The following is a 17,829-nucleotide window of genomic DNA, read 5'->3' as shown; positions in this document are numbered from 1 at the left end:
GGCACGCGAGTTAAGTCTCAGTTTGCGGCGTATCCCAGGCCAGGGAGAGAAGCGACCGCGTTTCCCGCAGAAGCTGCGGCAAAACTTTCGTTTCACCGGTCACGGTGATGAAGTTCGCATCTCCCACCCAGCGCGGGACCAGATGCTGATGGAGGTGCGCAGACAATGAGCCTCCGGCGGCGGCACCGAGGTTCAGCCCGACGTTGAATCCGTGAGGCTGCGACACCCCACGGATTACTCGTAGTGCCACCTGCGTGAACGCGGTGAGCTCATTGCTTTCCGATTCGTTGAGTTCGGTGAGGTCGGCAACATGACGGTAGGGCACGATCATCAGGTGCCCAGGGTTGTACGGGTAGAGGTTCAGCACGGCGTACACCGTGCGGCCCCGTGCAATAACCAGCCCTTCCTCGTCGCTCATCTGCGGGATCCTGCACAGCGGGCATCCCTCGTCTTTTTCCGGGACCGACGAGTCTGCAATATAGGACATGCGGTGCGGTGTCCAGATACGCTGCAGCCGGTCGGGCACACCTACCCCGGAGTCGACGAGCTGGTCGTGGTCCACGATCAAGGTGCCCCGTTTGCGCGCAGCGTCGCCGCGGCAGGGGCTGCGTTAATCCGGCCCGACACCCAGCCCGTAATAATCTCTATCGCTTGATCTGCGGGTACCCCGTTTAGCTGCGAACCGTCGTGGAATCGGAAGCTCACTGCTCCAGCTTCTACGTCACGGTCACCCGCGAGAAGCATGAACGGAACCTTGCCGGTGGTGTGGGTACGGATCTTCTTCTGCATCCGCTCATCGCTGACGTCTACTTCGGCCCGGATGCCAGCCGACTTGAGCTGCGAGATTACCGAAAATAGGTGCTCTTCATGCTTCTCCGCAACTGGGATGCCCACTACTTGCACCGGCGCAAGCCACGCGGGAAACATGCCCGCGTAGTGCTCCGTCAGCACCCCGAAGAACCGCTCGATCGAACCGAACAGCGCACGGTGAATCATCACCGGGCGCTGGCGGCTCCCATCGGGGCCGGTGTACTCCAAGCTGAAACGCTCCGGCATGTTGAAGTCGAGCTGGATGGTCGACATCTGCCACGTGCGTCCGAGTGCGTCCTTCGCCTGCACGGAGATCTTCGGTCCGTAGAACGCGGCCCCGCCTGGGTCGGGCACGAGTTCCAGACCAGAAGCCTTACCGACCTCTTCGAGCGTGCGTGTGGCCTCTTCCCACACCTCGTCCGAGCCGACAAACTTCTCCGGATCCTTAGTGGACAGCTCAAGGTAGAAGTCGTCGAGACCGTAATCCTTGAGCAAGTCGAGGACGAACCGCAAAATGCTGGTCAGCTCATCGTGCATCTGCTCACGAGTGCAATATATGTGGGCGTCGTCCTGGGTCATCCCGCGGACCCGGGTCAGGCCGTGCACCACACCAGAACGCTCATACCGGTAGACCGACCCGAACTCGAACATTCGCAACGGCAGCTCACGGTAGGAACGGGCACGCGTGGCAAAAATCAGATTGTGCATCGGGCAGTTCATCGGCTTGAGGTAATAGTCCTGGCCGGGCTTGCGGACTTTCCCGTCGTCATCAAGCTCCGCGTCGATCTGCATCGCCGGGAACATGCCGTCTTTGTACCAGTCGAGGTGACCCGACACCTGATAAAGATCCGATTTGGTGATGTGCGGGGTATAGACGAACTCGTAGCCGGCCTCGATGTGGCGCTGACGGGAGTAGTCCTCCATCTCTTTGCGGACGATGCCGCCTTTCGGATGAAAGACCGGCAGACCGGAACCTAGTTCGTGCGGGAAGCTGAACAAGTCGAGTTCGTTGCCGACTCGGCGGTGGTCGCGCCGCTCCGCTTCGGCCAGGAGTTCGAGGTGGCGGTCGAGCGCTTCCTGGGATTCCCACGCTGTGCCATAAATGCGCTGCAGATCCTCGCGGCTCTGATCGCCACGCCAATACGCGGCTGAAGTGCGGGTCAGTCTGAACGCTGGGATGTGTTTCGTCGTAGGCGTGTGGGGCCCGCGGCACAGGTCGCCCCACACTCGCTCCCCACTGCGGGGGTCGAGGTTGTCATAGATCGTGAGCTCACTGCCGCCGACCTCCATCACCTCAGGGTCATCCACGCCCGATTTGTCGTCGATCAGTTCCAGCTTGAAGGGCTCCTTCGCCAGTTCCTCCCGCGCTGCCTCCACCGATTCGACCACTCGGCGAGAGAACCGCTGTGACTGCTTGATGATCTTCTTCATCCGCGTTTCGAGCCGGGTGAGGTCTTCGGGTGTAAACGGCCGGTCCACCCGGAAGTCGTAGTAAAAACCATCCTTGATCGGCGGGCCAATACCGAGCTTCGCTTCGGGGAACTCGTGCTGCACGGCCTGCGCCAACACGTGAGCGCACGAATGGCGAATTACGCTGCGACCTTCTTCGGTATCCGCCGCGACAGCTTCAACCTCCACGTCCGAGTCTGGCGTCCACGAGAGATCCCGCAAGGTTCCGTCCGCGTCGCGCACCACGACTATGCCGTCCGCGCCTTTAGTCGGCAGGCCGGCGTCGAATACCGCCCGCCCGGCCGCCGTCCCGGCCGGCACGGCTACGCGCTGGGCCTGGGAACGAGTCACGGGCGTGGTCACAGTGCGAATCTCCTCATCTGCGTCTGTCCAGAGTGGACGGCATCACTCACGCCCATTGCGACCGCCACCTTCAGCAACGGCTGCGCCGGGCATTACATCAAAACACCTTCGAGCCACGGCCAGTCGATACCGAACCACTCGGCAAATAGTCCGAGCACTCCGAAGAACCACAGCGTCACCACCGTGACGGCGACCGTGACAAGAGCGCCCAGGATGCGGATCAGCAGATGCTGGCGCGAATACCACCCGCGTAGCGCGTGATATCGGGCCAGACCATATCCGAGGACACGCCGGGCCCAGGCGAACTCCGTGGAAAGGATACCTAATCCCGTGAAGACGATGAGCCAGCCTGGTCCCGGGTACGGAATCAGAATGATCCCGACGATCACTACCACCGCGCCCAGAACGCCGATGAGTATGCGGTAGGCGAGTGCCGAAAGAGGGTGGCTTTTGATAAACGATCGCACCGACAGAGCACCCGCAAGCAAGGGACGATGACGGGGCGTATCGGTTGGTTGAGTCGCCAGTTCAGGGCCGGTTGCGCTACTCATGCCCCGGTCGACCTATGGAGCGAAATCGTGCGGAACCACAGTTCGACCGCGGAATCATGAACCCATTGTGCCGGTACTTCGAAAACGTAGCCACCCCAGCCGGCACTCCGCCATGTTCCGACATATCGGACATACCTTCGATACCTCGCGAAATTGTGGCGAAAAGCTGTCCGTCTCGGCAGACTGGGCGCTGGCGCTCAAAGCGCCATGCACGAACCAATCGATCGGAAGGATTCCGAAGCATGGGTATCGGCGACAAGATCAGCAACAAGGCTCAGGAACTCGCTGGCAAGGCGAAGGAATCGGCCGGGGCTGCGAAGAACGATGACGAGCTGAAGTCCGAAGGCAAGGCCGATCAGGCCGAATCCTCAGTCAAGAAGGGCGCCGAGAAGGCCAAGGACAAGGCGAACGAAGTCGCCGACAAGGCGACCGGAAACTAACTGGTCAAAAAGCGTAAGGCCCCCGGCTGCCCATAAGGTCCGGGGGCTTTACGCTTATTTCGTGTGGTCCCGACTGGGATTGAACCAGCGACCTTTCCGGTGTGAACGGAACGCGGGGGGACCCACTACTCGCCAAAATGCCGTTGGAACAGCGATTTCACTACCCGGCCGTCGACGGGTTTCACGACTATTTGTGGGCAAAATGTGGGCACAACCACGGTTCTGGGGTTAGAGATGCGCTACCGCACAGGGGACGTATGCCTGCGGTCTCATGCCGCAAGCGCGGACAGCTCGATGTCGCCGTCGACCGGAGTGGTCAGCGTCGCCGACAGGATCAGCCCGGACTCGAGGACCGCGCTGATCGTGAACCGGAAGTCGTTCGGGGTGATATCTGGGGTCCTCGGTCGCGGGCACGACGATGTTGGGCTTCCCGAGGTCGCGGCTCATTACCCCGTCGAGCCACAGCACTCGCGGCCACGCCTGCACCAGGGTCAGCGGGTCCCCCGCCAGATGAACATGCGAAACATCACACGAGAAACGGGTCTCCTCCACCCGCGTGCTTTCCGGTGAAATCCCGGATTCGCCTGCGCAGCCGGCATTGGTCCCAGGATTGGATGCCCGGCACGTGAGGGTGTCGTCATGGTGTCCTCCTCCCAGCTGCCCCGGTCACTTAGAGCCGCACTCGAAGTGACTCAGCCCACTCCGTCGAAATGGCTGCGATGGATATTCGCGAACGATCCGCCGTAGGTGCTGTCGGTGTATTTCTACAGCGGCCGGTCATTGAGGTACGCCGTGTACACGTTGGTCTCATTGACTCGGAAGGCGATCCAATCATTGACCTGCAGCGGCCGGATCAGCTGCCCGCTCGCGACGCAGCGGTGACAAACTGCATCGTCACGAGGATGTGCAGCAACCTTGTAGGCGTCCTGACGACAAACCATACAGACCGCGCGACCCAGGGACGCAACAACCACTCCGCACTCCACGGTTCCGTCCGCTGTTTGGCCATTGACACGCCCTCGCAGGGTCTTGAGTAAACGCGCTTTTACGTCGTTGATCGTAGCCTTGGATCGGGCAAACCTGGTGCGGAACAGTGTGTTTCTGTCGGTGTATGCTGGCACGATAAGCGAGTGACAACCGACGACTCTGCAATCGCTCCCTTGGCCGAGAAGGTGGAGGAATCCCCCGACGATCTCTCGGACATTCCATCGCTCTACGCCATCGAACAGGACCCCGCAGCGGTCAGGACTGCGCTCGAGGAGGCGGCAAAACTGCTCAAGGTAGGACTCGCGGAACCGATCTTCAAGCCATACGCGGATGTTCTGCGCGACATGTTCTTCACTGAATACACGGTCAGCGCACCTGACCGGGACGATCTGCAGCCAGTCCGAATGGTCCGGCTAATGGAACGCCATGAACTCAGAGATTTTGTGATTTACGCGAGGTCATTCGGTGAGCCAGCAAAGGACGCGGACCGAATGACGCAGTACCTCCGCAACTGGACCGTAGAAACGGCAGTCAATGCGACCGAGATCCTTGCCGATCAACTGGCCGAAAATGCCAACAATTCCAGCATTGACGGACTAGCTACTTCGGGCCGAACACTGCTGGAATCGTTTGGAGACGTCGCGGAACGCGCTAAGCAGTTAACCCTGATCGACGGCTCTGACGTCCTCGTGCACAGAGCCGCCCATTTCGTAAGCGAAGCACAGGGCGCCGCGAAGAAGGCGCAGGACGCCGCCGGAATGGCTGGGACCGCGAGCCTCGGTGCATACTTCGCAGACTTCGCGACGACAGAGCGCACATCCACCACCCGATGGACCATCACAGCTGCGGCAGCACTTGCGCTGCTGGTCGTTTACAGCGCCGCGCTCGTCAACCGCCATTTCACGACTGACTACGAGTTCACCTGGCAAGACGCCGCGCTGCATGCGTGGGTTGCGGTGCCGCTGCTCGCGCTAGCCGGATATGCGGCGCGGATCGCGAGTCATCACCGGGAGGCGCGCATGTGGGCGCAAACTGTGAGCGAACAGCTTAAAACCGTTGGCGCCTACGTTGAAGGACTCCTGGACGATGAGTCTAGATCAAAGGTTATGCTTGCGCTCGCGGACCGGGTGTTCGCGACGCCGGATTACGGGTCCGGGACGCGGACGGACAAGGTGAATGTGTCGGCGGATGAGTTGGTGGAGTTGGTGCGGAAGCTGCTCGAAGCGACACGGCGTAACCAGTAGGCGGCGGGCTAGAAGCTGATTCGCCGCGTCACCCTCACTAGGCCAAGTGAGTTGTGTCGAGTCTCAGGAAGTCACTGCGAAGTCAAGCCCATCCGACTAAAGGCAAGGCGGCTGCTTCGTGCGTAGACGCGCGGTCAATCGTCAAGCAAGATCGTAAGCAAGATGAGGTCGGCCATACTTTTCCGACGAGTAGTACCATGAGAGGCCCGGGTGGTTTAGTCTTGGCTAAAGATGAGAGAGGCAGGGAGGTGATTGCTGAAGGTGCGCGACACAGGATTACCTTCGCCTTCACCAAGAACCGGCACGAACCGGCACGGGAGGCCTGGCAGGCGCTTGGACAGGGGACCTGGACAGACAGTGGGGCTCACAACCTCAACGTTGACGAGCAGATCGACTCATATGCCGCGCTACTGGAACTATTCAGGTACTACGCGGAGCATAGCGAGGGTAACCGCCCTAAATCCATGAACGGGCTCGGAGATGGACTATTTGAGTTCAAGTTCCGACGCGTCAGATTCGCGTTCTATGACACACCTGGCAACGGTGCGTATAAGAAGAAGTATTGCTACCGCACTCCCGAGACCAGTCCCTATTCACATTCATACACATGGATGATTCCGGATCTTGATGAGGAAATCCGCTTAACAAACGGGTTCCCGAAGCTCACCAGACAAACTGAAGAGCGATACAAACGAGACGCCAGTACGTGTCGTCGTGAGGATGTTAAACATGACCAATCAGCCCTACTCGATGGTTGAGCAGTACGCGAAAACGTCGCGTGGCGCGGCCGAACTCGCTGCTGCGGAGTTCACTGCATCGATTTCCCGCCTGCTCTGGCGTGCGGCGAAGGCTTCGCCGGTACGGCAAGGGACTGTGGCAGAAACGTTAGGTGTCTCGGAAGGACGAGTGTCACAAGTCATCAATTCCGACGGGAACATCTACACCGCCGCATTCGCTAAGTACATGATGACGCTCGGATATCGCGTCAAGGTGGTTGTCGAGCCGATCAATAGCTCCTACCCGACCATCGATTCAGAACCGTCCCGAGGTCGGCCTCGGCGCTCGCGCACTGGGCACCGAACGACAGTTCACGCCGCTAAGCCTGACGAAATGAAGCACACGTACTCAGTCGACCTACCGGAGGGACGGCGCGGAAAGCAAATCAAATCCAAAAAAATGCGGAAGTTCGAGCCCGCGAAACGCGGGCGAAAGCCGGAGTACCGCATCGATACGCCCACGGAACGCACATTGGAGCGACTTTGATGCGAGTCATCGAGACCGGCGAAGCGATCGCCAATGTGGAGTCGATCGAAGTTGAGTTTATAGAAAGATCGGCTATTCGGGTCGCCGATGAATGGGACGATGCTCACCAAGGTAGCGACGCACCAGAAATTGACGAACCAGAACCCGAAGCAGATGACTCTTCAGCTGAAGCGCCAGACGACGATCAACTGCCAGGCGACAGAGAACCCCTTGTTGTATCGTTCCGTGCTCAGGACAGACCAGAATTCGCACGCTTCAGGCTCCGGCTGCAACTTACTACCGAATCAGTCGCACTCTCGGTCGACCTCTACACGCAGTGGAACTGGCGTGAACAGCGCAAGGTCAACGAGATCCTTCCCCTAGAATTCTTCGCCGACTACGCCTACCCGCGGACGTTCGCAATGGGCAACAGCACCCTAAGCGAGCTGGGTCGAAGCATCGGAGTCTACATCGGTGGGCCGACCGGAGAACTCGAAAGCAACATCGCAACAGACATTCGCAACGATCTTGGAAAAGAGATCAGAGCTCAACATCAGCAGCTCAGTTCGGACGAATCAGCCTAAGCTAGTGCTCTTTCGGTAAACCCTGCTCCCCACGCGGCCCTCCCCCCTTTGTTTTGGGCAGCACGGGAGTGATGGCGAGGAAGCCCGGCACACCTCCCCCGAGAACTGTGCCGGGCTTCCGCCTAATCCGGCCGTCCGCGTGGGCCACTGCGCTACAACCGCCGCGAATCCCCGCCGCCGCTCCGCTGCCAGTGCGATAGTGCCCCGTATGCGCAGAACGTTCGCCGCCCTCACGGCAGCGTGCATCAGCATCACCGGCTGCGGCAGCGTACCCGCACCAACACCCGAGACAGACACCTTCCCCACCGAGGGGGCCTTCATCGGCGCATCAGGAAATCTCATCAGCACCAGCGGCCGGGAAGCGTGCCAGTTCCCTGACGGCCGGATCACAACCGGGGATCAGGTCGTGCTGCGCGGCGCCGACAACCGCGTCCTCGCGCTCGCCGAGCTCACACCGCTTCCCGGGTTCGTCAAGGCGCTCCAGAACTCAGACCAGCCCTTCACCTGCGCATGGTCGTTCACCTTCGATGCGGTCCCGGCTGGTGAAGCCGGCTACACGCGCGAACTCACCGGCTTCGACTCTCTCGTGGTCTCCGAAGCGGACCTGCGGGAATCGCCGACCGTCGCGGTGCGTGGCCTCGCCGCCGAACCGAAGGTCCTGCGCCTCGACAAGTAGACGGCACCGCCGGCCCTCGCGGCGTGTCAGATCACCGGCCTACACTCGGCCAGTATGCGGCTCATCGAGAAAGCCTCCTCGCACTGCCCCAACGGGCACCCCTGCGCGCGAACACGAACCTCGCCGGCTGGCAAACCATAACGGAACCCGACTACCGCACCTGGGAATGCCACACCTGCGGCGCCATCATCCACGACCGGGCCACAGCGGAGGAAAAGTCGGCAACGCCAGGCGTCGGATATCCCGGACGCAGCCGGCCAGAAGCTCGCGCACCCTTTAGCACGCCGCGAGTGCGTCCGCCGGGAGTCAAGTCGGATTAGCAGACCACGGGCATGGGAGAACCCGGGACCGCCGTGGCACCCTCGACGCAGACTCCGGCTATCCCACCGCCCATACCGACCGCTCGAAACGGTGCGCCGTCGTCGTCGATAATCATTGTCCCGGTCCGACCCCGGGCAGCCCAATCCAGATCGAACACATACGCGCAATCGCACCGTTCAGTGAATACGAACACGTCGAAAGTCTCCGGGTCCGAAATTGACACGGAGTACGGGAACATGGCGGGTACCCTGCGCGCTTCGCGCAAGCCGTCCGGTACCTCAGGGGCGATCCTTTGCCCGGTGTCTAGATTGAACGCGATACTGCGATTCTCCGCGATCTCAAGTCCCGGCGGAAAGTGCTCAGGTCTGGCGTAGAGAACCACTGCAGGGGCGGGACTCGCATCTACGACGTTGACACGGAGATCTGTCAGCCGAACCGTTTCGTCTGACACCCCATGCACCGTGATCGATACGAAGTGGCCCGGAGAGTGTGCTCCATTGGCTTCGGCCCAGCCAGTGACATCTCCGTTGTCCCACGCGCTGACGTGCCGCGGGTCCTCCCACGGCGGTGTCGGCATGTCATCGTGGTCCGTGGCGGGGATCAGCACCATGGCTGGGTACAGCTGCGGCTTGACTGCATACGCAATTGGGGGCTTCCTTTGAGAGCACCACTCCGAGACCGCCTGCGTCACGAGTGACCCGACTACCGTGATGATCGTAGCCCCAACTAGCGTCCCTAGCGCTAGCAGCGCTTTCTTGCCCAGGCTAAGTTTTCTGACGAAGCGCCACGACCTCGCAACAAGCCCTGGTCGAGTACTGACCGGATGCGCAGCATCGCCCTGCACGGACCTCCGTACTGGTTTCGAATGTCTACCCATTGATGCTTCCCCGACACTGAAGGCCGATGCCCGAAATGTCGGCTAGAGCAACGATACTCCGAGATCCGGAATACACAGGTACACCCAAAGACCCGGAGGCAGAAGGCGTCCATTCGCCTATCTAGCCAAGGAATTAGACACTAGAAATCGATTCCCTGCTACAGCCCCGGCGAAACCGGCACCCAAACCCGGCATACACCACTCCATCCCTGCAGAAACACCACGCATAACCACTAGATACTAGGCACACCTCGCACCGCTACCCATACCTCCAACAACCAATCCACAGTCCCCCCGCAACCACGCCGCCAGCCCACGCGCACACACGTGCGAAAGACACCCGCTCAGCTATGCCTCCCCGCCCGTAACTCCTCCACCAGCGTGTTCATTGGTGCGGCTGGCCGTATGACCGGGGTGATGGCTATGCACACCGCCCCCGCCAGCGTCTCGCATCCCCAGACGGCGGGAACCCCCGCAGGCCCCGGCCGTGCCCAGCACCCACACGCGGAGCCAGACAACCGTTGTCGAACAGCGCCGGGACACCGTCGTCCCCGTCTCTGGGCGAGATCGACTCGTCGGCCGCGAATGTAGTCGTGTCTGCCGGGCCGGGCAGCAGGTCGGCGACGACATAGCTGGCGCGCCGACCGGGTCGCACACCTCGATGTGGTGCCACGGCCCTACATGGGCATCGGTACGGTCTCTTGCAGCTCGCTGACCCACCGCGCGGTCCGGTCTGCCTTCTCCCGGATGCCGGCTTCGATGTCAGTCGCGCGGTATGAGGACCTGGCATGGGTGAGAGATCGCTGTGTCATTCAGTCGCTTAAAATTAATTCGATTGGCTGACAAGGGAGATCGTTTTCGGAGCGTAAGCTTAACAAGCCTGGCACGCACGCTTACCCTCGTTTTTCGCTCTCCAATCTGAATTTCACAACGAAGTCAGAATGGTTGGTCTCCTTTACCCATCGAGAGAATTGAAACGACCATGAAGAATTTCGGCAGGATCGGATCGGCCGTAGCGCTGTCACTGCTGTTGGGGATATCTGTCAACACCGGAATCGCCTCCGCTGGATCGACCACATACGTGTACAGCGGCAACTACGAATTCCGAGATCGTGATCTGACGACGACGATCCACTTCACACCCGGCCATCCGAAGGAGAATGTCCTGCTATGGGCGAACAACCCCAGCGGATACCTGCTCTACAGCGTCACAATGTACGAAGGGAACAAGGTCGTGTGGTCGGCGACCAATCAGACTAATCGCGTCTATTCCGCCGGAAGTAACGTCTCCCGGATCGTGATGAAGAGGAATTGTGATTGTGGAGGACGCAACGGTGTCCAAGCACGAGCACGGTGATGGTTGTTCGCAACCGGCAAACCGAACGGGTAGACGATAGGCTGCTTTCCTGAAACGAGTCTCATCATTTCCCCAGTTCACATGCCCGGCACTATGATGTTCCCTACATCAAATCTGCGCAATTTCCCGCGCTTTCTACCTCCTGACCTGCGAAATGGCTCTTTAGGGCCCAATTTGAGGTGAGCCGTTCCGCGAAGGTCTCGGGGCTATTCCAAAGGCTGTCCACAATGACCCAGCCCATTGGGGAAAAGCATGGACGCCAACTGGGCTGGAACGGGAGATCTTCGATTGGGCGGAAAGCTGGTGGCTCTAGCCGTGCGATGAACTACCACCGCCGATTGGGATATATCGATGGCTGGAATGACTCATTGGCCTTCCCCTGGGGTGTCGAGTTCGCGGATCAGCCGCAGACAGGTCGCGGGGAGACGCACACGTGCCCCGCGATGTCACCGAGCTGGACGCGGGAAATGGTCACTGGCCGGCCGAGCAGGTCCTGCAGCACGGGCCTCCCACATCACCTCGGCGACGGCTCGCTCATCTGCTCCATTTACGGTACCGCAGTGGGCTCAGAACCGGTCCCACAACTCCGTCTCGGTGATACCGGGAGTGAGGAGCCAGCCGGGTCGGTGCGGCCGGGAACACCCTCAGGCGACGTCTGAGCGAGCGTAGTGTCAACATGGGTCATTGCGTGTCGTTCGCGGGGTCGAGGAGGTGCCGACCAGGTCGTTGAAGATACCGGGCAGAGTGAGCGCCGCGGGCGAGAGGGCAGCGGGACAGCACTGATGTGTGCCCGACACTTCCCGGACCGATCTTAGGATAAGCTCTCATTCCCGCTGCTAGCCAGGAGAACTCACATCACACGGATTGGTCCCTTCCGCAACAGTCCAAGCGGATGCCGGACGAAATGCGCCGACAGTACCTTGCCATCGCACTCAACAACGAAGTGAGCCAGGGCGCGCGCGTCGAGTCACAAACCGACTTCAGTGCAATCGTGGTCTACGGCAAGCCCTGCAACCACGTCCTGCACGCGCTCATCACACTGCTAGGCGGGCTACTCACCTGCGGCTTGCTGCTCCTGTGGGGCATCGTCTGGATCGTGTTAGCGATGCAGAAGGAGCAGCGCGTCTCCGTGCAGATTGACGAATACGGATACTCGCACTGAAAGCGACTCACATAAGTAAGAGCCCCGCCCCGGAGAACTTATTCCGGGTTCGCTGCGTCTCTGAGACTGGCGCGCACGCGCGCCGTACCCGCGGACCGGCACCAGGGGTCTCTGGCCGCACCGGCTAGGGCGGACGCATGACTACGCTCTGCTCGGCCTCTTGGCGCGCCATATTTCGCGGATCGCCCGCGCGATTGCATCAGTGCGGTCGACGAATACGGAGATAAACGCCTCCCGGTAGGTCTGCGTGCCGCCGCGGCGAGTCGCGCAGGCGCGTCTTCGTCCCGGGCCGTCCACGCGTGCCAGCTCCCCGTCGGGACGGCACGCGCGAACTGAGGTCGAAGCGACCGGGCACGCGGTGACCCCGGGTTCACGCGCAGCACCCCGCATGATCTTCATCACACTGCCGCGTCGCTTGCGCTGTCCGCCGACGCGAACGTCAAAGCGGCCCAGACGTTGCTCGGGCACGCCTCGGCTGCCCTGGCACTAACACGTACGCCGACCTGTTCCCGGACGATCTGTGGCGGTAACGGGCGCGCTGGACCGCACGGGAGAAGGAGCTGCGGTACCTGCTCGTTCCCGGCCGTGGTCGGCTGAACGCCGCGGGCCAACATCCGAAAATTGCAAAAGTCACGAACCCCGGAACAGCAAAGGAAATTCCCGGAAATCCCGGAAAGGGTCTCTCATCTGCAGTTTTCCAGTGTGGTCCCGACTGGGATTGAACCAGCGACCTTTCCGGTGTGAACGGAACGCTCTCCCACTGAGCTACGGGACCAAAGAGTGCCATGCGTCGAGCTCTGACGCGGACGAAACGATAGCACGGGGCGACGTTAGCCACCAACCGTCCGAGCAATGTCCGTTCGCCGCTGCACCGCAACCGGTGGGCGCGCAGCTCAAGGCGGATCGCAACACACCGCCCTCACACTTTGGATTTGTCTCAGCGGCTGGGTTCAGCTAATGTTCTCAACCGCACCGCCGAACGGAACCAACCCGGGAGGCACGGAGCATGCGGATGTAGCGCAGCTGGTAGCGCATCACCTTGCCAAGGTGAGGGTCGCGGGTTCGAATCCCGTCATCCGCTCAAGACGTTGGGCTTGACCCCCTACGGTGGAGTGGCCGAGTGGCGAGGCAACGGCCTGCAAAGCCGTGTACACGGGTTCGATTCCCGTCTCCACCTCTTTACGAGGTTCCCGCGCGATTAGCTCAGTGGGAGAGCGCTTCCCTGACACGGAAGAGGTCACTGGTTCAATCCCAGTATCGCGCACCATAGTGAGAGCAGCTAAGCCCCGGTGAAGCCGGGGCTTAGCTGTTTTTCCAGTGCGCGGTCAGCTAGTCGGCTCCTCCTCCGTTGTTGATTGCATCTCCTCGTCGTCAAACGAACCCGCCGGCCTGTCTGCCGGTCCCCCTCCGGGGCCGGCGCTCCCTTTGTCCCGCGAGCCTGGTGCCCCGCGTTCCTCCTGCGGTTCCTCCGTCAGCCGTTCGCCGCCGTTGTCAGCCATGACTACTCTCCCTACTCCCCGCCCCATAGCCGGGGATAACCTTGAATTACCCGCAACCGTGCCCTTAAACCCCCCGCACCCATTGCTGGCGCCCCAAACATCTGTCGAGAAACGCATCTCCCGCGCGGCCGATCGACGTTGCTTTCTCTGCACGTGACGGGTGCAAGATTTTCATGCAAGGTTTGAGGGAACACTATGAGTTCACGAAAGGGTCCCGCAGATGACGGACGTTGCTTCACCCGCGCCAGCCGACGTGATTCCAGCGGACCTGGAAATTGAGCGTGCAGCGCCTTCCGACGCCGGTGAACTCGCCTACGTCGCGGCAGTCACCTTCCCTCTGGCCTGCCCGCCCCACACGACCAGAGCGGACATCGCAACGTTCATCACACGTAACCTCTCCCCCGCGCGGTTCAGCGAGTACCTACACGACGTCGCGGTCGCGGTTTTTGTCGCGAGAGAGCGGGGCGAAGCTATCGGCTATGGGCTCTTGCGTGAAGGTCTGCCACCTGGCGAGAGTACCTACTCACTGCCGGAAGGGCGCACGATCGAACTCAGCAAGCTGTACGTCCTCCCCCACCACCACGGAAACGGTGCGGCGACGCTGCTGATGCGCAGTGCAATCGAGTACGCGCGCCAGACGAGCGCAGCCACGCTGTGGCTCGGGGTCAACCAACTTAACGTCCGGGCTCAGCGCTTTTACCAGAAAAGTGGCTTCGCCAAGGCCGGCACAAAGACGTTCACCGTCGGCGGGGAAACTGAACACGATTTCATATTCGCTTTGCCGCTGCAGATAACGCCTTAGGTGTTGTTGTTCGCTGCGGCACCGAAACGAGACAGGGCAAGCAAACGTGACGTCGCACGCAGGTACTTCTTGCGATAGCCGCCTGCGAGCATTTCCTCGGTGAAGATCTCGTCCAGCCGTGCACCCGACACGATCACAGGGATGCTCGAGTCATACAACCGGTCTGCGAGCACTACGAAACGAAGCGCGACGGCCTGATCGTCAGCAGGACCGACATTGTCGAGGAATACGGTGGAAACGCCCTCGACGAGCTTGCCGTAACGGGACGGATGCAGCTTGCTAAGGTGCTCGCACAGCTCGTCGAAGTCATCGAGGGTGGCGTCGGGCGTTTCGGCCGCTCGTTTCTCTAGGTCAGCGGGATCCGTAGGTTCGGGGGCCGGCGGCAGGTCGCGGTGGCGATAGTCAGGCCCGTCAACACGTACCGTCTCGAACACGGACGCCAGCTTGCGTATCTCTCTGAGGAAATCCTGCGCAGCGAAGCGGCCCTCGCCGAGTTGGCCCGGCAGCGTGTTGGAGGTCGCTGCGACTGAGACGCCGCGCGCCGAAAGCTCCGTCAGAAGCCGCGACACCAGCATCGTGTCACCGGGATCGTCAAGTTCAAACTCGTCGATGCACAGCACCGAGTGGCTGGCCAGTTCATCGACCGCCTTCATGAAGCCGAGAACGCCGACGACATGGGTCAATTCCACAAACGTGCCGAAGGCTTTCGGTTCGGGGGCAGCGTGGTAGATCGATGCGAGCAAGTGTGTTTTGCCGACGCCGAAACCGCCATCGAGATATAGGCCGCTGCCGGTCGTATTCTTCGATTTGCGCCCGAACAGACCTCGCTTGCCCTTTTTGCTTTTCGCCACTTCGCTGGCGAACTCGCTCGCGGTCTGGACTGCTTCAGACTGAGATGGTTCCTTGGGATCCGGAATGTACGAGTCAAAACTGACGTCGTTGAACATCGGCGGCGGCACCATTTGAGCCACCAGTTGATCAGCGGGGATCACCGGTTTCCGGTCAATCAGGCGCTCAGTCATTCGTGCATCGTATCCGCGTGGTCAGATAGACACTGTGCAGTACCTCAAATGTGCGACAGATTTCACAGCTACCTGCGACGATGCCGAGCTCCGCCAAATCTACCGCTACCCCGAATCTTCATGGCTCCGAGTGAACTTCGTTTCGAGTATCGACGGAGCTGTCACCTCAGGCGGTTTGTCTGGGGCGCTCTCCAGCGGAACGGACAAGCACCTGTTCGGTCTGCTGCGGGAACTCGCCGACGTCGTCGTTGTAGGCGCGGGAACGGTTCGGGCGGAAAACTACGGGGGCGTTGCCCTCAGTGACGATGCTCGGCAGCGACGACTCGAGGCTGGGCAGTCAGCTGTCCCGCAAATCGCAGTCGTGAGCGCAAGCGCGAACCTTGACCCGCACTCACGGCTCTTCACTGACACTGCTGTCCCGCCGCTGATTTTCACCAGTGAGAACGCGCCACACGGCGCCATCGCAGCGCTGCGCGCGGCGGGGGCCGAGGTGAACGAAATCAGACTTGACCCGACCGGCACCCTCGATAGCCATGAGATCCTCCGGATTCTCCGTTCTCAGAACCGTGGAAAGGTCTTATGCGAGGGCGGACCCAGCCTGCTGGGCGCGCTGCTGGCCGCAGACCTCGTAGATGATCTCTGTTTGAGCATCACCCCTGTGCTCACGGCCGGGAGCAGCGGCAGGATCGCAACTGGTGAACTGCCACAGCAGCGGAGAATGCGACTCGCGCATACGCTGTCAGGGGATGACGGAACGGTGTTCACGCGCTGGGTCCGATCCCGGGAGTCGCCAGGCCAGTGAAAGGGGTGCGCGCAGGTGCAGAACCGCGCCACGGTCGACCACTCACCGCTAAGGTGCAGAGCAGTGCTCGCCCTGTTGTTGGGGGCCTGCTTGTTCGCCTCGGCCTGTGGGGCGGTTCCCTCGAACAGACCTGACGTCGCAATTGATTACGGCCCTCCGCCAGCTGGGACGCGCGACGACCCGATTGACGGAACACCGCCGGAACTGGAAGCGCCCCAGACTGCGATGCGCTGGCAGGACTGCACGGCGACGGTTCTGGCGCACTACAACCTCGACATCGACCTGCCCGGTGTCACTCTCGAATGCGTGTCCTTCGCGGTACCTTCAGATCCGGACGGGCAGGTAGCGGAATGGCTGAACATCGGGCTGACACGGGCGCGATTAGCTGAAACTCCTGAGGACGTAGCGCCGCTAGTTCTGACGACGGGTGCCTCACAGCCCGCCTCCCGTGCGCTCGCGACGATGGTGGAGACGAGCGGTGCGATCCTCGCTGAACGGCCCATTGTCGCGGTAGACAGGCGGGGAACTGGCCTTTCAGATCGCGTCAGCTGTTTCACCCGCGCTCTGGAGGAGCAGCAGATCGACCTCGGTGCGGGCACGCCCGGCCGCGACCCTGTTGACGCTGCCGCAACTGTGGGGCGGGACTCGACGTTAGCGTGCACCGACCACATCGAACCTCTGGAAACCCTCTTCACCGCGACCAACGCGGCCCATGACCTGGATGCTTTGCGTGATTTCTGGGGTGTCGACACGCTGGCAGTCGCGGGAGTGGGAAATGGCGCCGTGGTGGCGCTGGCGTATGCTGCGCTGTTCCCGAGTGGCGTCTCGCGGCTGGTCATCGACTCGGCACCAGCGGTGGCCGAATCGGGTCCTTCGATGCCGGGTGCTGACTCACTCGCTGTTGCGGCCCAGCAAGCGGAAGGGGCAGAAGCTGCCTTAGGGACGTTCGGTTCGTACTGCCAATCCATCGATTGTCCGCTGGGGCCAGACCCCCTCGGCGAGATTCGCAGCCTCCTCGAGCGAGCCGCAACCGGCGAGGCAGGACCGCTGACACCGGGGGCCGTCGTCACCGCGATACTCGGATCTCTCGGCGAAAGCAGCGAGCCCCCAAACGACCGGATGGAGCGGCTCGCCCAGGAACTTGCCGCGGCCCGCGGGGGCACAGCTGATGGGCTGATTCAGCTCAGCTACGACATGCACTCGATCATGGGTGATGATGGTCAGTTCATCGGCCAATGCAGCGACGCGACCACACGTGCGGTCCCCGAGAACATCCGCGAACTTCTCGACGGCTGGCGCAGTGACTATCCCCACGTTGGCGAGGTTCTCGCGTTGCGGCAGTTGCTCTGTGCAGCGTGGCCCGCGATCGACCCGGTAGAACTCCCGGACGAACTGTCCGCGCCCACCCTCTTGGCGGAAGGGGAAAACGACCCTTGGTCTGGGCGTGGAACAAGCGCTGATCTGCGAGGATCACTGCTGGCAAGCGGCGCCCCAACCTTCCGGCTCGGCTGGCAGGGCATGGGGCACGGCGTACTTCTCCACTCCCAGTGCGGCGCTCAGCTCATCGCAGCGATGATCACCAACGGCCGGGTGCCCGAGGACAATACCTGCCCGGCGTAAATGTGACGTGCGGCGGGGCAT

At 61.3% G+C, this 17,829-nt stretch carries 20 protein-coding genes, 4 tRNA genes and 1 pseudogene; 17 read left to right on the top strand and 8 right to left on the bottom strand.

The window, feature by feature from the left end; genetic code table 11:
- Positions 1-10: 10 nt before the first annotated feature.
- The 3 genes from AS9A_RS08720 to AS9A_RS08710 all read right to left on the bottom strand — a co-directional run bounded on the left by AS9A_RS08720 (position 11) and on the right by AS9A_RS08710 (position 3,173).
- Positions 11-565 carry an HIT family protein gene (locus AS9A_RS08720; protein ID WP_041451721.1) on the bottom strand — a complete coding sequence of 185 codons (555 nt, stop codon included), beginning with the start codon at positions 563-565 and terminating at the stop codon, positions 11-13.
- Positions 565-2,622 carry a threonine--tRNA ligase gene (gene thrS / locus AS9A_RS08715; RefSeq protein WP_013806602.1) on the bottom strand — a complete coding sequence of 686 codons (2,058 nt, stop codon included), beginning with the start codon at positions 2,620-2,622 and terminating at the stop codon, positions 565-567. The genes AS9A_RS08720 and thrS overlap by 1 nt, the downstream gene beginning before the upstream one ends.
- A gap of 92 nt (positions 2,623-2,714) precedes the next feature.
- A complete protein-coding gene (locus AS9A_RS08710) occupies positions 2,715-3,173 on the bottom strand; it encodes a TIGR02611 family protein (protein ID WP_083826501.1) in 459 nt (152 codons plus the stop codon).
- Between the two features lie 242 nt (positions 3,174-3,415).
- Between AS9A_RS08710 and AS9A_RS08705 the strand changes: the two genes are divergently transcribed.
- From AS9A_RS08705 to AS9A_RS08670, 7 genes are all read left to right on the top strand, one after another.
- The gene (locus AS9A_RS08705) at positions 3,416-3,613 is read left to right on the top strand and encodes a CsbD family protein (RefSeq protein WP_013806600.1); all 198 of its coding nucleotides are present in this window, start codon (positions 3,416-3,418) and stop codon (positions 3,611-3,613) included.
- Positions 3,614-3,907: 294 nt separating this feature from the next.
- Positions 3,908-4,183, top strand: coding sequence for a hypothetical protein (locus tag AS9A_RS08700; protein WP_013806599.1), 276 nt, complete (start codon positions 3,908-3,910; stop codon positions 4,181-4,183).
- Between the two features lie 560 nt (positions 4,184-4,743).
- A complete protein-coding gene (locus AS9A_RS08690) occupies positions 4,744-5,844 on the top strand; it encodes a hypothetical protein (RefSeq protein WP_013806597.1) in 1,101 nt (366 codons plus the stop codon).
- A gap of 221 nt (positions 5,845-6,065) precedes the next feature.
- Entirely contained in the window at positions 6,066-6,602 is a 537-nt protein-coding gene (locus AS9A_RS08685) for a hypothetical protein (RefSeq protein WP_148262430.1), read from the top strand.
- Positions 6,574-7,107: a hypothetical protein gene (locus tag AS9A_RS08680; protein WP_013806595.1), complete on the top strand. Its 534-nt coding sequence runs from the start codon at positions 6,574-6,576 to the stop codon at positions 7,105-7,107. Before AS9A_RS08685 ends, AS9A_RS08680 begins: the two co-directional genes overlap by 29 nt.
- Positions 7,107-7,670, top strand: a complete 564-nt coding sequence (locus AS9A_RS08675) for a hypothetical protein (protein ID WP_013806594.1) — start codon at positions 7,107-7,109, stop codon at positions 7,668-7,670. Before AS9A_RS08680 ends, AS9A_RS08675 begins: the two co-directional genes overlap by 1 nt.
- Before the next feature lie 208 nt (positions 7,671-7,878).
- The gene (locus tag AS9A_RS08670) at positions 7,879-8,346 is read left to right on the top strand and encodes a hypothetical protein (protein ID WP_013806593.1); all 468 of its coding nucleotides are present in this window, start codon (positions 7,879-7,881) and stop codon (positions 8,344-8,346) included.
- Positions 8,347-8,662: 316 nt separating this feature from the next.
- On the opposite strand, the gene AS9A_RS08665 is transcribed toward AS9A_RS08670, so the two are convergent.
- From AS9A_RS08665 to AS9A_RS24785, 3 genes are all read right to left on the bottom strand, one after another.
- Positions 8,663-9,511: a hypothetical protein gene (locus tag AS9A_RS08665; RefSeq protein WP_013806591.1), complete on the bottom strand. Its 849-nt coding sequence runs from the start codon at positions 9,509-9,511 to the stop codon at positions 8,663-8,665.
- A 454-nt stretch (positions 9,512-9,965) separates the two neighbouring features.
- Positions 9,966-10,217, bottom strand: a complete 252-nt coding sequence (locus AS9A_RS23815) for a hypothetical protein (protein WP_148262429.1) — start codon at positions 10,215-10,217, stop codon at positions 9,966-9,968.
- A gap of 4 nt (positions 10,218-10,221) precedes the next feature.
- Positions 10,222-10,356: a hypothetical protein gene (locus AS9A_RS24785; RefSeq protein WP_013806590.1), complete on the bottom strand. Its 135-nt coding sequence runs from the start codon at positions 10,354-10,356 to the stop codon at positions 10,222-10,224.
- Positions 10,357-10,526: 170 nt separating this feature from the next.
- Here AS9A_RS24785 and AS9A_RS08660 point away from each other — a divergent pair, with 170 nt between their 5' ends.
- The 4 genes and pseudogenes from AS9A_RS08660 to AS9A_RS25050 form a co-directional block, all read left to right on the top strand.
- Positions 10,527-10,901: a hypothetical protein gene (locus AS9A_RS08660; protein WP_013806589.1), complete on the top strand. Its 375-nt coding sequence runs from the start codon at positions 10,527-10,529 to the stop codon at positions 10,899-10,901.
- A 227-nt stretch (positions 10,902-11,128) separates the two neighbouring features.
- On the top strand, positions 11,129-11,560 hold the full coding sequence (locus tag AS9A_RS08655; RefSeq protein ID WP_148262428.1) for a hypothetical protein: 432 nt from the start codon (positions 11,129-11,131) through the stop codon (positions 11,558-11,560).
- Positions 11,561-11,793: 233 nt separating this feature from the next.
- Entirely contained in the window at positions 11,794-12,063 is a 270-nt protein-coding gene (locus AS9A_RS08650; protein ID WP_041450966.1) for a hypothetical protein, read from the top strand.
- Positions 12,064-12,438: 375 nt separating this feature from the next.
- Positions 12,439-12,593, top strand: a pseudogene (locus AS9A_RS25050) (site-specific integrase); the annotation flags it as partial.
- A gap of 173 nt (positions 12,594-12,766) precedes the next feature.
- Here the strand turns inward: AS9A_RS25050 and AS9A_RS08640 are convergent.
- Positions 12,767-12,838 (bottom strand) — tRNA-Val (locus AS9A_RS08640).
- Positions 12,839-13,071: 233 nt separating this feature from the next.
- On the opposite strand from AS9A_RS08640, the gene AS9A_RS08635 reads away from it, so the two are divergent.
- The 4 genes from AS9A_RS08635 (at position 13,072) to AS9A_RS08620 (ending at position 14,364) form a co-directional block, all read left to right on the top strand.
- Positions 13,072-13,144, top strand: a tRNA-Gly gene (locus AS9A_RS08635).
- 25 nt (positions 13,145-13,169) lie between these two features.
- A tRNA-Cys gene (locus AS9A_RS08630) sits at positions 13,170-13,240 on the top strand.
- Positions 13,241-13,255: 15 nt separating this feature from the next.
- Positions 13,256-13,330 (top strand) — tRNA-Val (locus tag AS9A_RS08625).
- Positions 13,331-13,782: 452 nt separating this feature from the next.
- The gene (locus AS9A_RS08620; RefSeq protein ID WP_013806587.1) at positions 13,783-14,364 is read left to right on the top strand and encodes a GNAT family N-acetyltransferase; all 582 of its coding nucleotides are present in this window, start codon (positions 13,783-13,785) and stop codon (positions 14,362-14,364) included.
- Here the strand turns inward: AS9A_RS08620 and zapE are convergent.
- Complete coding sequence (gene zapE, locus AS9A_RS08615; RefSeq protein WP_013806586.1) at positions 14,361-15,386, bottom strand: cell division protein ZapE; 1,026 nt, start codon at positions 15,384-15,386, stop codon at positions 14,361-14,363. The genes AS9A_RS08620 and zapE overlap by 4 nt on opposite strands.
- A gap of 34 nt (positions 15,387-15,420) precedes the next feature.
- Between zapE and AS9A_RS08610 the strand changes: the two genes are divergently transcribed.
- Together AS9A_RS08610 and AS9A_RS08605 are read left to right on the top strand one after the other, a co-directional pair.
- Complete coding sequence (locus tag AS9A_RS08610) at positions 15,421-16,188, top strand: pyrimidine reductase family protein (RefSeq protein ID WP_013806585.1); 768 nt, start codon at positions 15,421-15,423, stop codon at positions 16,186-16,188.
- A gap of 63 nt (positions 16,189-16,251) precedes the next feature.
- Positions 16,252-17,808 carry an alpha/beta hydrolase gene (locus tag AS9A_RS08605; protein ID WP_049793697.1) on the top strand — a complete coding sequence of 519 codons (1,557 nt, stop codon included), beginning with the start codon at positions 16,252-16,254 and terminating at the stop codon, positions 17,806-17,808.
- Positions 17,809-17,829 lie beyond the last annotated feature (21 nt).

Source organism: Hoyosella subflava DQS3-9A1 (genome assembly GCF_000214175.1).
GTDB lineage: Bacteria > Actinomycetota > Actinomycetes > Mycobacteriales > Mycobacteriaceae > Hoyosella > Hoyosella subflava.
This window is presented reverse-complemented; position numbering and strand designations above follow the sequence as displayed.